Here is a 13,323-nt window from a genome sequence, read left to right on the forward strand (position 1 = left end):
GTGGAGCCTGGCACCCAGCGCTGGTGTTTCGGCGCTCTTTGGCGTGGGCGGAATCAGAAGCGGCCACCGCGAATCCTGGGTAGTGGATTTCGATGACCGTCAGAGACCTCATGAAAAATCTGGGCTAGGCGAGGTGGACTCGGTCGGGGTCGGGGTCGCGGTGGGCTGCGCTGCGACGACGCTGAACGCGGTCACGATGTCCTCGCGCTGGGTCTGCGAAACGATCAACTCGTAGTCGCCCGGGTCCACATCATCGCCCACCGGCAGGGTGAAGCTCACGGTGCCTGCGGCGTCGGCCGCCGGCAGGTCGGTGAACTCGGTGGTGCCCGCGAAGGCCGAGGCGGAAATCTGTGCCCCTTCGGCCAGGCCGGAGACAGTGACCTCAAGCTCCTCACCCGGGGCCACCTCGGAGGTGGACAGTGTCACCGTGGCCCACTCGGTGCCGGCCAGCACGGCGCGGCCCAGCGGAGCGGGGGTCACCACGTCGTGAGACTTGAAGTAGTTCACCGTGGCGTCCAGATCGATCTGCCCCGAATCGGCATGGTTGGTGCCCTCGGCGAAGGCCGTGAAGTTATCGCCGCCCGCGGCCAGGAAGGCATTGGCCACCACGTGGAAGGTTGCCGCTTCATCCAGCGGCTCACCATTGAAGGTGATCTGCTGGATGTGTTCGCCCACAGGGGCATCCTCAAGGTAGGTGTAGGCCAGGGCCTCGGAAATCCCCAGATGCAGCTTGGCCCGCTCTGAGCCGGCCGGCTGCCACTGCTGTTCCAGCACCTCACGGATCTGTGCTCCGGTCAGGTCGAAGGTGACCAGCGTATTGGCGAAGGGCTGCACCTCGGCGGCGTCCTTGTAACTGACCGTGCCGTCCTCACCATAGAGCAGGTCCGCGCGCAGGCCACCGGGGTTCATGAAGGCGATCTGGGTTGGCTCACCGCCATAGTTCTCATTGCTGGTGGCCCACTGGTGAATATCGGCCACGGTGTTGCCCAGGGTGGATTCCACACCACGGTCAGCCCCGGAAGGCTGGCCGCCGCGCAGGATGTCCTCGGAAATCTTGCCGACCTCGATGCTGCCGACTTCTTCGGAGTCCGCGATGGCCTGATCCACGATCTGCTGTACGGTGCTGTTGGCCGGGTAGTTAGTCTGCCAGTTGCCCTCGGCATCCTGGGAGGTCAGTGCGAGCAGTTCGGTCGAGGAGGAGACCACCTCGCCGCTGTCCTCGTCGATCTCAAGGGAGACCTTGCCCAGCGTGGTGCCATACTGGTGGGCCTGGATGACCGGGCGCTCACCGTCCGGTCCGGCGATCTGGCAGTCATAGGACTGGTGGGTGTGGCCGGAAACGATGGCATCGATCTGGGCGTCGGCCTCACGCACCAGCTCACCGTAGGAGGTGGTTTCGGAGGCAATCGTGGAGCAGTCGGCGCTTTCCGAGCCGTTGTGGGTCAGCAGGACAATGACGTCGGCCTCGCCGTTGGCGTCATCTCCATCCGAAAGCTGCCCGGCTACCCGGTTGGCGGCCTCCAACTCGCTGCCAAAATCCAGTTCGGTGATCCCGGAAGGAGAGACCAGCGAGGGAACGTCCTCGGTGACGGTACCGATGAAGCCGACGCTGACCCCGTTGACCTCGCGCAACGCATATTCGGGTAGGGCAGGGGTCGTGCTGCCCTTCTCATACACGTTGGCGCCGAGCGTGTAGTCGCCGCCGTCCCCACCGGAGGCCTGTGCATAGCGGTCGGTGACCCGGCCGATGAGGTCCTCGAAGCCCTTATCAAACTCGTGGTTGCCGACCGCGGAGACATCCAGACCGCCAAGGCCCAGAGCATCGATGGTCGGATTGTCATCCTGCGAGGCCGAGGCGAAGGTGGAGGCGCCGATATTGTCGCCGGCCGAAACGAACAGGGTGTATGGGTTCGCGGCACGCAGCTGATCCACCGCTCCGGCGAGCACGGCCGCGCCGGCCGAATCGCTGCTGGCGCCGATGCGTCCGTGGAAGTCATTGATGTCCAGCAGGTCCAGGGTGAAGGTCGACTCGGCGTCGGCTTCCGGGGTTGTGGTCGCCTGGGCTACCGTGCAGCCAGCGGCGACGAGGGCCGCGGTTGTCAAGGTGCTCAGGGTAATGGTTCTGATCCGCCCGATGGCAGGCATGCTTCTCCTCAGGGTTAAACGCGTGATGTGATTCATGTCTATCGGATGAACGTGAACCTGTCGATACCCCTGAGTGAATTTCGCGAGTTAAAGCTGGGGATTTGTCCGGGTGGAAGACTACCGCCGACGTTTGGGCCTGGCTTCTCCGGCGCTGACCGATGAGGCGCCGACAATGCCGCTGAGTAGCAACATTGCGGCGCAGATGAACATCAGGGTCGAGGTCACCCAGCATGCTGTGGCCACCGAGCGCTGGGAGGTGTCCAGGGCGAAGGCAAACAGACCGATACTAGCGAAGAGCAGGGCCGCGCCGAGCACTCGTGTTTTCATTGCACATCCTTGCACCGTAGATTGTGGCCGTGAGTTCCGACCGCGCTTTTACTGCGGAAAATAGCGAAACCTATTCGCTATCGTGTGGAATAATATCCATGCTCTCATACAAGTGATGGAAAAAACATGGTCCGCAGGTGTTAGTTTGCTGGGAACCGATCCGCCCGTGGGTGGAATCCTTAGACGCAGGCGGTGAGCAGCTGCTCAATGGCGTCGTGCTCCGCCTGTGTCATCCACGCATCATATTTCGCCTTGACTTGAGTTTGCCGGGCCACATACGCGCAGCGGAAACTCTTGTTCGGTGGCAGCCAAGACGCGGCATCCTTGTCACCCTTTGAAGCATTCGCGGATCCGTCCGAGGCCATGAGGTTCAACGGATCATTGGCAAATTCGAGTCTGGTCTGTGCATCCCATTGCTGGGCTCCCTTCTGCCAGGCATCCGAGAGCGCCACCACGTGATCGATCTGCACAGCGGTGCTTGTACCCTGCCCTCGCAGGAATTCAATGGTGGTTCCGGTATACGGGTCATCGAAGGTCCCGGTGAGTACCACGCAGGAACTACTGCCCTTATAGGTCACATCTTGTAGATCGCGTGCCAGAATGTCGTTGCGCGCATCGCAGCCGTTGCGGTCCGGATCTTTCCAGCCATCACCGAATTGGTCACGCGAATACCCGGTCTTGGGGGCACGACCCTTGATATCGATCTCATCCAGTAGCTCCAGTGCCGCGGCGTAATCCTCGGTGGAACCGTAGGCACCGGAGGTGGCGGCCTGAGCGCCATCGGTTGTTGTGAAATCCAGCGATTGCAGCGACGAACACGCGCCGAGGGTAAGCGTGGAGGCAAGAAGGACGAGCGAGAGTGCGCGGCGCGGCAGTCGCATGCGGTGGTACTACTCCTGACGGAAGGGGCAAAGACGATCATGGGGCTGAACAACTGCCCGACCCCTGAACGACTCTAGACCGTGCACCCGACACCGTGCCGATGGCAGCCCTAGCGTGTTGCCCACACCCGGGCCGGTGTCACCGATGCCGGAATCTCCGTGGGTCCGTCTCGTTGGTCCGTGCCACCAGCGTAATCTCGGGTGATGCGCAGCGAGCGTATCGAAGCAGATGAATCAGGCACCTACCTGAACCTATGACTTCACCAAGCTTGATCAGCTCGGACCGACCACAACCGCTTAGCACCTCATCTCCGGAGAAAGTTGAAATCCTCTGTCGGGTCAAACCCCAGATACGTGGTTCAGCACCTGCGGCATCACTGGAACCCCACAAGACACGCTCACCCGCAGACTGGCCCATGAACCATTCGGTCGGCGGCCGACCACACGGGTCACCCGCCACCGCCATGATCGCCGCCCAAATTACCGCCACCCGTGGCGATAAGACCTGAGCAAGGTAACTGATCCCCGTCAGAAAATCTCCCGCACCGGCCAATGCTGCCCTGGCGGGGCTGGCCTGCCATCACCTGTCAGCGGCCGGCCCTGCGCACCCTAGACCGGCGGGTCCAGATGTGGTGTGCCCATGCGAACGGGGAACTTTGAAGAATCGAGCGACGTCCCGGACTGGGAACCGATCCGAAGGATGTGGTAGTAATGGGTCATAGTGACACGGGGTGCCGCCACGCGGCTGAGATGAAACCCGTCGAACCTGATCCAGTTAGCACTGGCGAAGGGAATGTCCTGGACACCGCGATGCCCCGCATCTGACCCGGGTTCCGTTCGCCTTGATCCGCTGCTTTGAACCGCAGCTCAAGGAGTACACCGACCATGAACGCAACCACCTCACCCGCACCGGCGAGCACCACCGCTGCACTACAGCTCAAGGACCAGCTGGTCCTGGTCACCGGAGGCGCCCGCGGCCTGGGTGCCGCAATCAGTACCGCCTTCCTGGAAGCAGGTGCGCGGGTGGTCATCAACTACCGCAACTCGGCGCAGGCCGCGGCCCAGCTGGCGGCCCGCTACCCGGAGCGTGCCCTGGCGATCCAGGCCGATGTGCGGGACCCCGAGCAGCTGGCCGCGCTGGCGGCCGCAGCCGGCGCACACTTCGGCCAGCAGATCACCACCCTGATCAACAACGCCCTGGTGGACTTCTCCTTCAACGGCGAGGCCCGCTCCAAGGCCGATGAGCTGAGCGCCGAGGAACTGTCGGCCCAGTTCGCCGGGTCGGTATTGGCCCCGGTGGCAGCGATCCAGGCCGTGCTGCCGGGCATGCGCGCCGCCGGATTCGGGCGCATCATCAACATCGGCACGAACCTGTTCCAGCATCCGGTGGTCCCGTACCATGACTACACCGCGACCAAGGCGGCCCTGCTGTCTCTGACGCGCACATTCGCCGATGATCTGGGCCCGTCGGGTATCAACGTCAACATGGTCTCCGGCGGCCTGCTGCGCACCACCGACGCATCCGCGGCCACCCCTGCGGAAGTCTTTGACCTGATCGCCTCCGGCACGCCGCTGCGCCGGGTCACCACCCCCGAAGAGCTGGCCGACGCCGTGCTGTTCTTTGCCGCGCCCGGCTCCCGCGGGGTCACCGGACAGAACCTGATCGTTGACGGCGGGCTGGTCAAGGGATGAGCCTGAAACAGGCGCACTTCAACCTGTTTGCCTACGGCACCGGTCACCACCAGGCCGCCTGGCGTGCCGCTGATTCCTCCGCCGAACGGCTGGGGGAGCTGGACTACTGGGTTCAGCTGGCGCACACCGCCGAACGCGGGCTGTTCGATGCCTTCTTCCTGGCCGACGGGCAGAGCCTTTCCCCGGCCGCAGCGCAGGCAGGACCGACCTGGTTCTATGAGCCGCTGACGCTGCTGTCCGCGCTCAGCCAGCACACCGAATACCTGGGCCTGGTCTGCACGGTATCCTCCAGCTTCTTCGAGCCCTATGCGGCCGCGCGCCTGCTGGCCAGTCTGGACCATCTGTGTGCCGGCCGGGCCGGGGTCAACGTGGTCACGAGCATGTGGGATGCCGAGGCGCAGAACTACTCCCGGGAACGGTTGGGGGAGCACGCCGAACGCTATGCCCGGGCCGAGGAGTTCCTTACGGTGCTGCGCGAACTGTGGGGCAGCTTTCCACGCACGGCCCTGGAGACCGACCGTGCCGGACGGTTCGTCGATCCCTCGCAGCTGCGCGAACTAAACCATGTGGGTGAGCACTTTGCCGTGCGTGGGCCGCTGAACGTGCCCGGCAGCCCGCAGGGGCACCCGGTGATTTTCCAGGCCGGGTCCTCAGGCCCGGGCCGGGCGCTGGCCGCACGGCATGCCGAGGCCATCTATGCGGTGGCCGCAGATGAGCGGATGGCGCTGGATTATGCCCGGGATATCCGCGCCCGCGCCGCGGCCGCCGGACGTGCGGCACACCCGCCGCTGATCATGCCCGGGCTGGTCGCCTACGTGGCGCCCACCGAGGTTCAGGCCCGTGAGCTGCAGCGCCGGCTGGATGCACTGCTACCCACCGCGCAGGCGTTGCACCAGCTGGGCGTGTTCGTGCAGCAGGACACCAGCGGCTGGGACCTGGACGCTCCGGTGCCCGACCTGCCGTCGGTGGAGCGGTTTACCGGGCCGGCCGGGCGCTACACCACGATCCTGCGGCTTATCGAACTGCACCGCCCCACGGTGCGCGAACTGTTGGGGCTGCTGGCCGCCGGCGGCGGGCACTGCACCATGGTCGGCACCCCGCAAACCCTGGCCGACCAGATCGAACGGTGGCTGGATTCCGGGGCGGCCGACGGCTTCAACCTGATGCCGCCGGCCCTGCCCGGATCGCTGGAGGACTTTGTGGACCTGGTCATCCCCGAGCTGCAACGCCGCGGCCGCTACCGCACCCGGTATGAGCACCACACGTTGCGCGGCAACCTGGGGCTACCGGAGCCGACCCGGCTCGCGGGCCTCACCCGGGAAGAAACGGCTCAGGCCGGTTAGCAGGCGCGGGGCCCACCAGGCCCAGTCGTGACCGCCGGAGATCGGCTCAAAGCCGATCCGCCGGGCCGATTCACTTCCTGCGAGCGCCTCCAAGACCTGCTCGCAGGAAGTGAAGATCTCCGTTTCGTAGCAGCCGGCCTGTATGGTCACGTGCACCTGCGGGGCCAGATCGCCCAGCGCCGAGGACAGGTCGGTGTGCCACAGTGAGGGTGACTGCGCCAACGCGCGTCCGAACAGCTGCGGGTGTTCGGTGACGGCCAGCAGCGCGGCCAGCCCGCCGAAGGAGGACCCGGTGACCAGCGTGTGCTCGGGTAGCGCAGAGACCGGGAAGAACTCCCGCGCCCAGGGCAGGAACTGGGTGGCCAGCGAGGCGGTGGTGCCCGAAGCGACCGGAAGTTCTGCGGAGCGGATCTGCACCGTGGTCGAATCGACGAACATCACGTGCAGCGGGGCCAGGGTGCCGGCGTTGATCGCGGCATCCAGCGAGGCGGCGATGTTCAGGTAATTCACCCAGGTGGCCCCGTCATGCACGATGACCAGCGGGGAGTCCTGTCCGCCGTGCGGCGGCCGGTACATCCACAGGTTGCGTTCGCGCGCACAGTTCTCATCCCAGAGCACATGCCGGCTCAGCCGCGGGTGTTCCACGGCCGGCTCCGCGTCCGCCGCGCCGCCCCAGCCGCCGATGGCCGGGCCGGTGCGTTGCCGGTCGGGGGTGGCCGGGGCCAGGTGCTCGTTGCGTTTCGCGTCCGGGCCGTAGACCACGCTGACCGGTGCCCCGTTCATCGAGGCGGACACGTGCGGGTTGAGCGGGTCGGTGCCGCCGGTATCCGCGGCCAGCCGGATGGCGCGGCGCTCGGTTTCGGTGCGCCAGGGCGCCGGTCCGGCCCCGCGGTGGGGCGTGATCCGGTAGGAGGCCACCCAGTCGGTGGGGACCTGCAGGGTGATGGCCCACAGCCCCTCGCGTACCGGTTCGAATTCGCAGGCCTCCAGCTGTTCGTGGTCCACCAGCGCGTTGGCCGATAGGATCACGGATCTGACCGGGTCCTCGCCCGGGGTGTCGACCCACAGGAAGGTGACATAGGCCTGCGCCGGAGCGTCATCCTCGGTTGCCTCCGCGTCTGACGGGCGACGGTCCACCAGTGGGTAGGGCAGCTGCCCGCTGCGCAGTGCGTCGAGCACCGCGTCGATCCCGCCGGCGGCGACGCGTGAGGAGAAGAACCCGGGCACCCGCGGGGTGGCCGCGCCGCTGCCGCGCGGTTCGGGGCGCCGGAACGTGGGCCTAGTGCTCATGGGCGTGCTCGTGGTCGTGCTCGTGGTCGTGGTCGTGGTGGTCGTGTTCGTGGCCGGGGCGTTCGTAGGCCATCTCTCCGGCCACCCGGTCGTGGTTGGAGTCCTGCGCGTAGGCCACCTCGTTCATGTCCAGGTGCCAGTAGCCGATGATCAGTCGGTTTTCGCGTGCGATGCCCACGGTGGCGGCCCAGCGGCGGGCGAAGCGCACCACCTCGGACTCGGCCGACACCCACAGGTGCACCCCGGCGTAGTCGAGGCCTTCGGGCAGGGTGAACCGCTCCATGGCCTCGATGAGCAGGCGGGTGCGTCCGGCGGGCACCCCGCCGCGCGGCAGCCAGTGCACCTGCACCCCCTCCGGTTTGGTCAGCTCGTGGATCTCGGCCTCGTCGAGCACCTCGATGAACACCTGTCCGGTCTGGTCGGCCGGCATGTGCTCCAGGGTGTCGCTGATCGCCGGCAGCGCGGTCTCATCGCCGAACATCAGGGCGTAGCCGCCGGGCTTGAGCACCCGGCCGCCGCCGCCCAGTGCGCCAAGCTCATCGCCCGGCACGATGCGTTCCACCCAGGCGCTGGCCAGTCCCTCGTCGCCGTGGCGCACAAAGTCGATGGCCAGCCGTCCGGCCTGCGCGTCGGCCCAACGCACGGTGTAGGTGCGCACCCGTGCCCGCTGGTCTCCGGTGAATACCCACCGGCCGCGCTCGTCTTCGCCGGGCTGATCCAGCGGTTGTCCCGGTTGCGGGAAGTAGATCTTGATGTTTGGGACGCACGGGGGTGCGGCAAGGTAGTCGGCCACCCCGCGGCCGCCGAACACCACACGGCGCAGGTGGGGGGTGTAGTCGACGACTTCCTCGACGGTCATGACATGAGTCGGCATGGGCACTCCTTCGGATTGGTGAAGCGGTGGATTCAGGTTCGGGTCTGCGGACGGGTCAGCAGGTAGAGCAGGTACAGCCCGCCGGCCAGCGAGGTGGCCAGGCCGATGGGCACCTGGGCCTGCAGCGGCAGGTGCTGGGTGATCACGTCGCAGGCGACCAGCAGCACGGAGCCGGTGAGCGCGGCCTGCCAGATCGGCACGCTGCGGTTGCCGATTAGCTGGCGGATGATCTGACCGGAGGCCAGGGCCACGAACGCGATCGGCCCGGCGGCTGCGGTGGCCGCGGCGGTGAGGCAGACGGCGGCGAAAATGGTCAGGCGGCGGACCGTTTCGGCGCCCACGCCCAGGGCCTGGGCGGTGTCATCGCCCATCTCCAGCATGGTCAGGTTGCGTCCGTGGGCCACGAGCAGCGGCAGCAGCACCAGCAGCGCCACCCCCACCAACGCCGCGTCGGCCCAGGTGCGTCCGCCCAGCGAACCGGAGAGCCAGAGGTTGGCCTGTGCGGCCAGGTCGGCGTCGCCCTTGGCGAGCAGGATCGTGTTGACCGCGCCGAGCATGGCGCCCACGCCGATGCCGATGATCACCAGCCGCTGTCCGCCGGTGGCGTGTTTGGAGAAGGACAGCAGGTAGACCACCGCGGCGGTGAGCAGGCCGCAGATCATGGCGGAGGCGCCGGTGGCCCAGGCTCCGGCGTTGAACAGCACGATCTGCGCCACCGCGCCGGTGGCCGCGCCGGTGGTGAAACCGATGATGTCCGGGCTGCCCAGCGGGTTGCGGGAGATCGATTGGAAGCAGGCGCCGGCCGCGCCCAGGGCCGCACCCACCCCGACGGCGGTCAGCACGCGCGGGACGCGGATCTTCTGCACCACCATCACGTCCTTGGGTTCCCCGGACCCGAAGAGTGCGGCGAGCACCTGCTGCGGGCCGAGGGTGATGGTGCCGGTGCCCATGGCGGTGACGGCCACCGCGGCCAGCAGCACCAGCAGGGTGCCCAGCACGATCCTGCGGCGGGCCGGGGTAAAGCGGCGGCGGGAGGTTGTCTGGGTGCTCATCGGCCCACCTTCAATCGGCGGCGGGCCAACAGGATGAAGACCGGTGCGCCGATCAGCGCGCTCATCGCGCCGGCACCGATTTCCAGTGGGGAGGCCACCAGGCGCCCGGTAATATCCGCAATGAGCAGCACCCCGGCACCCAGCAGCATGGACAGCGGCAGGTAGCGCACGTGGTGCGGTCCGACGAGCATCCGGGCGGTGTGCGGGGCGGCCAGCCCGATGAAGCTGATCGGCCCGGTGGCGGCGGTGGCCGCGCCGGCCAGCAGCATCACGGCCACGGCGGACAGCAGCCAGGCCCGGGTGGGGTTGACCCCCAACGATCGGGCGCTGTCCTCACCCAGGGCCAGGGCATCCAGCGCACGGCACAGGCCTAGGGCGATCACCGCACCGATGAGCACCACCACGGCGGTCAGCGGCAGCACGTCATAGCCGCGGCCCTGCAGCGAACCGGTGGTCCAGGCGGCGAAGCGTTCATGGGTTTCGGTGCCGCCGCCGATGACCAGGATCTGGGTGGAGGCCATGAGCATCACCGACATGCCGGCCCCGGCCAGCACCAGGCGCACCACGTCATTGCCGGTGCCCCGGCCGCGGCCCATGAGGTAGACGATGACGCTGGCCGCCGCGGCCCCGGCGAAGGCGAAGAACAGGTAGCCGGCGGGCTGGACATAGCCCAGCGTGATCGCCACGGCCACGGCAAAGGCCGCGCCGGCGTTGACCCCCAGCAGGCCGGGCTCGGCCAGCGGGTTGCGGGTCATCGACTGCATTAGGGCGCCGGCCAGGCCCAGCGCCGCGCCGACCACCACGGCCAACAGCGTGCGCGGCACACGCAGTTCGCGCACCAGCAGGTGGTTGTTGTTTTCCGGGTCAAAGGCGGTGACCGCCTGCCAGGTTTCGGCCAGGGAGATGTTCTTGGTCCCCAGCGCACAGGAGAGCAATCCCAGCAGCACCAGGATGGCCGAAGCCACCAGCCACGGGGAAACCCGTGACCGGTGGCCGGTGATCGTGCGTTGCAACATGTGCCGTACGGTTATTTCTGCTCTACTTCGCTTCGTTCAGTCCCGGGAAATCGTTCTCGAAGTAATCCAGGATGCCGCTGGAGGAGTAGTAGTCCAGGCGGAAGGAGTTGGCCAGCGGGAAGACGTTGTCGTTCTTCACCGACGGCAGGTTGGCCAGGGTGGCGTCGTCCTTGAAGGCCTTGGCGATTTCGTCGGTGGCGGAGATCAGGAACACGGCGTCGCCGGTGGCGGACTCGGCCAGGCCCTCGTAGCTGGTGAACGCGAAGTCTTCGCGCACCTGGGTGGAGGTGTCGTACTCGGCCGGCGGCTCAACGATGTCAAAGCCCAGGGAGGAGATCAGCGCGGCGTGCGGGCCGGTGGTCTTGCCCACCGGGGAGTCATCGCCCTGGTTGTAGGAGACGATCGAGGCGGTGGTCCCGGCCGGGATGGCCAGCTTCTGCTTGATGCTCTCGGCACGCTGGTCGAATTCGTCGATCACGGCCGCGGCGTTGGCCTCGGTACCGGTGGCTTCACCGAGCTCCTCGGTCAGCTCCTTCCAGTCCTTGTCACCGTAGTTGACCACGTAGGTCGGGGCGATGTCCTGCAGCTGGGCCAGATTGTCGATTTCCGAGTCGGCACCGGAGGTGGAGACCACGATCAGGTCCGGATCCTGGGCCACGACGGCTTCCAGGTCGAAGTTGCCCAGCTGGTAGATCGGCTCCAGGTCGCGCTCCACGGCCACGTCGGCCCACTGGGTGAACCAGCCGTTCTCATCGCTCTGCGGGCTGATCGCCGCGGTGGCCGAACCCACGAGCGGGGCATCCAGGGCCAACAGCGAACCGGTGGTGGACACCGTGGTGGACACGATGCGCTCGGGCTTGGCCGGGATTTCAACCTCGTTGCCGGCGTCGTCGGTGACGGTGCGCGGCCAGGTGCCGGTCTCCGCCTCGGCGCTGCTGCCGTCGGTGGTGGTTTCGGCGGTGCTGTAGGATGCGCAGGCGCCAAGAGACAGGGTCAGGGCCGCCGCAGCGGCGGCGGATGCGAACTTGAAGACGTGTGAATGCACTGGGGCTGCTCCTCGGAGGGTGATCGCGCAGGGCGCGGTAGGGGTATCCAATAGATGACAGTCTTCGAGCCTAGCCGGGTTAATTTAGGCTCACCTTGTCCAGCCCGACCCGGTTTCGGTGATTTTCCCCGAGAACATCACGGTTTTTCGAGGTTCGTGACCCGGGCGGCGACCCAGCGCGTCTGTCGTAAAATGATTAGAAAATGTCCGTTGGTAGCACGTGGGTGGCGGTCTTCGGGCGGTAGCCGCGCAGTTTCTGATAGGCGCGGGCGAAGTTTCCCGGCTCGGTAAACCCCAGCTGGGCCGCGACGAACGGGACAGCGAAACCCGAGTTTAACAGGGCATCGGCATGCTGGAAACGATGAGCCTGACGCCAGGGCCGCAACCCCAGCCCGGTCTCGGCCAGCCAGCGACGCTGCAACTGGCGCAGGCTGAACCCGTGCCGTGCGGCCAACTCCGCGGCGCGCACCTTGCCCCGCACATCCGTGGTCAGTTCCCCGGCGATGCGGCGCAACACCGGATCGCGCGGATAGCGCAGCCCCGGGAAGTTCGGGACATGCTCCAACAGGCGCAGGGTGTTCACCCGGTCAAAGTGCACGGGGCGTAGCAGCGTGATGTGGGAGATCGCCCGGTGCAGCATGGTCTGAAAATAGTCCGCCGGCAGCTGACAGGGCATCCGGTGCGCCGGGTCGGCAGGCAGCGAACCGGCGGGCAACGGCAACGGTATCAGCAAGGACCCCTGTTCGATCTCCACACGCAGCGACTGTCCGGCCGGCACCAGCAGAAACTGTCCGGCCTGCAGGGCCTGGGTGGACTCGGCGGCGGTATGATCCCCCGGGGACAGGCGGTGCACGCTGGCCCGCCCGCGCAAGGCCCAGAGCACCAGATCATCGCGGGTCAGGTGCATCCACCGGGTGGTGAACGCGGGAACCTGCTGGGTGCGCAGCGGCAGGGCGCGGTCCAGCCCGCCCAGCTGTGCCTGCTGTCGCCACTGCCGAAAACCCAACCCGGTGTCGGTGCGAAAAGCCCGGCGCAACGTCCGCTCGGAGACGGATAGCTGGGCCGCGAAGTCCTCCAGTCGCAGCTCACTACCCGGATCGGAGAGCAGCCGTGCGGCCACCTGACGGGCGGCCGGGTGCCGCGGCATGACCAGGGGCAGCGGCGGTGTCTCGGAACGTTTGTGCGCCGCGAAATGCGTGAGCATCTCGACGATGCGCTTGCCGGGAACCTGCCCCGAATGCAGCGGGGAGAGCGTGAGCAGCATCAGGTGGAACATCCACTGCGCATGTGAGGGCGGCACATCGATCAGCACCGGTTCGCTACCCAGCCCCCAGCCGCGCCGGGCGGTGACCATGATGGACAGGGCGAGCGACTCGGCATCGTGTTCCACCATGTGCGCCACGTAGGGCGGCACCCACAGCGCCTGCCCGGCACGCAGCTCGCGGACCTGGTCCTCCAGATGGATCCGCGCCGTCCCCGAACTGACCCACACCACAATGCTGTAGGTGAGATTGCACTTCCAATGCACCACCACCGGTTCGGGGCCCGGAATCCCGGGCGCCTGTAGCCGGCTACCGCTCATGCCGCACCCCGGGGCTCGCAACCTGAACCGATTGTTTTCCTGCTCTTGGGATCCGGCGCGCACGGGCACGCCACAT

The 13,323-nt window shown here is 66.9% G+C and carries 12 protein-coding genes and 1 riboswitch; of the genes, 2 read left to right on the forward strand and 10 right to left on the reverse strand.

Annotation, left to right across the window (positions count from 1 at the left end; translation table 11 throughout):
- Positions 1-108 precede the first annotated feature (108 nt).
- The 4 genes from AARI_RS01800 to AARI_RS20245 form a co-directional block, all read right to left on the reverse strand.
- Positions 109-2,145 carry a bifunctional metallophosphatase/5'-nucleotidase gene (locus tag AARI_RS01800; RefSeq protein ID WP_013347666.1) on the reverse strand — a complete coding sequence of 679 codons (2,037 nt, stop codon included), beginning with the start codon at positions 2,143-2,145 and terminating at the stop codon, positions 109-111.
- Positions 2,146-2,262: 117 nt separating this feature from the next.
- Entirely contained in the window at positions 2,263-2,472 is a 210-nt protein-coding gene (locus tag AARI_RS01805; RefSeq protein ID WP_041648318.1) for a hypothetical protein, read from the reverse strand.
- A 179-nt stretch (positions 2,473-2,651) separates the two neighbouring features.
- A complete protein-coding gene (locus AARI_RS01810) occupies positions 2,652-3,353 on the reverse strand; it encodes an HNH endonuclease family protein (protein WP_013347668.1) in 702 nt (233 codons plus the stop codon).
- Positions 3,354-3,463: 110 nt separating this feature from the next.
- Entirely contained in the window at positions 3,464-3,595 is a 132-nt protein-coding gene (locus AARI_RS20245; RefSeq protein WP_269446606.1) for a hypothetical protein, read from the reverse strand.
- Between the two features lie 475 nt (positions 3,596-4,070).
- Positions 4,071-4,164, forward strand: a riboswitch (TPP riboswitch).
- A 74-nt stretch (positions 4,165-4,238) separates the two neighbouring features.
- Between AARI_RS20245 and AARI_RS01815 the strand changes: the two genes are divergently transcribed.
- Positions 4,239-5,045, forward strand: coding sequence for a 3-oxoacyl-ACP reductase (locus AARI_RS01815; protein WP_013347670.1), 807 nt, complete (start codon positions 4,239-4,241; stop codon positions 5,043-5,045).
- On the forward strand, positions 5,042-6,388 hold the full coding sequence (locus AARI_RS01820) for an NtaA/DmoA family FMN-dependent monooxygenase (RefSeq protein WP_013347671.1): 1,347 nt from the start codon (positions 5,042-5,044) through the stop codon (positions 6,386-6,388). Before AARI_RS01815 ends, AARI_RS01820 begins: the two co-directional genes overlap by 4 nt.
- Here the strand turns inward: AARI_RS01820 and AARI_RS18370 are convergent.
- The 6 genes from AARI_RS18370 to AARI_RS01855 all read right to left on the reverse strand — a co-directional run bounded on the left by AARI_RS18370 (position 6,329) and on the right by AARI_RS01855 (position 13,247).
- The gene (locus AARI_RS18370) at positions 6,329-7,678 is read right to left on the reverse strand and encodes an esterase family protein (RefSeq protein ID WP_013347672.1); all 1,350 of its coding nucleotides are present in this window, start codon (positions 7,676-7,678) and stop codon (positions 6,329-6,331) included. The two genes, AARI_RS01820 and AARI_RS18370, sit on opposite strands and share 60 nt — an antisense overlap.
- A complete protein-coding gene (locus AARI_RS01835; RefSeq protein ID WP_013347673.1) occupies positions 7,668-8,552 on the reverse strand; it encodes a siderophore-interacting protein in 885 nt (294 codons plus the stop codon). The genes AARI_RS18370 and AARI_RS01835 overlap by 11 nt, the downstream gene beginning before the upstream one ends.
- Before the next feature lie 32 nt (positions 8,553-8,584).
- Entirely contained in the window at positions 8,585-9,604 is a 1,020-nt protein-coding gene (locus AARI_RS01840) for a FecCD family ABC transporter permease (protein WP_013347674.1), read from the reverse strand.
- Entirely contained in the window at positions 9,601-10,620 is a 1,020-nt protein-coding gene (locus AARI_RS01845; RefSeq protein WP_013347675.1) for a FecCD family ABC transporter permease, read from the reverse strand. Before AARI_RS01845 ends, AARI_RS01840 begins: the two co-directional genes overlap by 4 nt.
- 22 nt (positions 10,621-10,642) lie before the next feature.
- Entirely contained in the window at positions 10,643-11,665 is a 1,023-nt protein-coding gene (gene fepB / locus AARI_RS01850) for a Fe2+-enterobactin ABC transporter substrate-binding protein (RefSeq protein WP_013347676.1), read from the reverse strand.
- 196 nt (positions 11,666-11,861) lie between these two features.
- Positions 11,862-13,247: a helix-turn-helix domain-containing protein gene (locus AARI_RS01855; RefSeq protein ID WP_013347677.1), complete on the reverse strand. Its 1,386-nt coding sequence runs from the start codon at positions 13,245-13,247 to the stop codon at positions 11,862-11,864.
- Positions 13,248-13,323: the final 76 nt, after the last annotated feature.

The sequence above is a fragment of the Glutamicibacter arilaitensis Re117 genome (genome assembly GCF_000197735.1).
In the GTDB taxonomy this organism is placed as follows: Bacteria; Actinomycetota; Actinomycetes; order Actinomycetales; family Micrococcaceae; genus Glutamicibacter; species Glutamicibacter arilaitensis.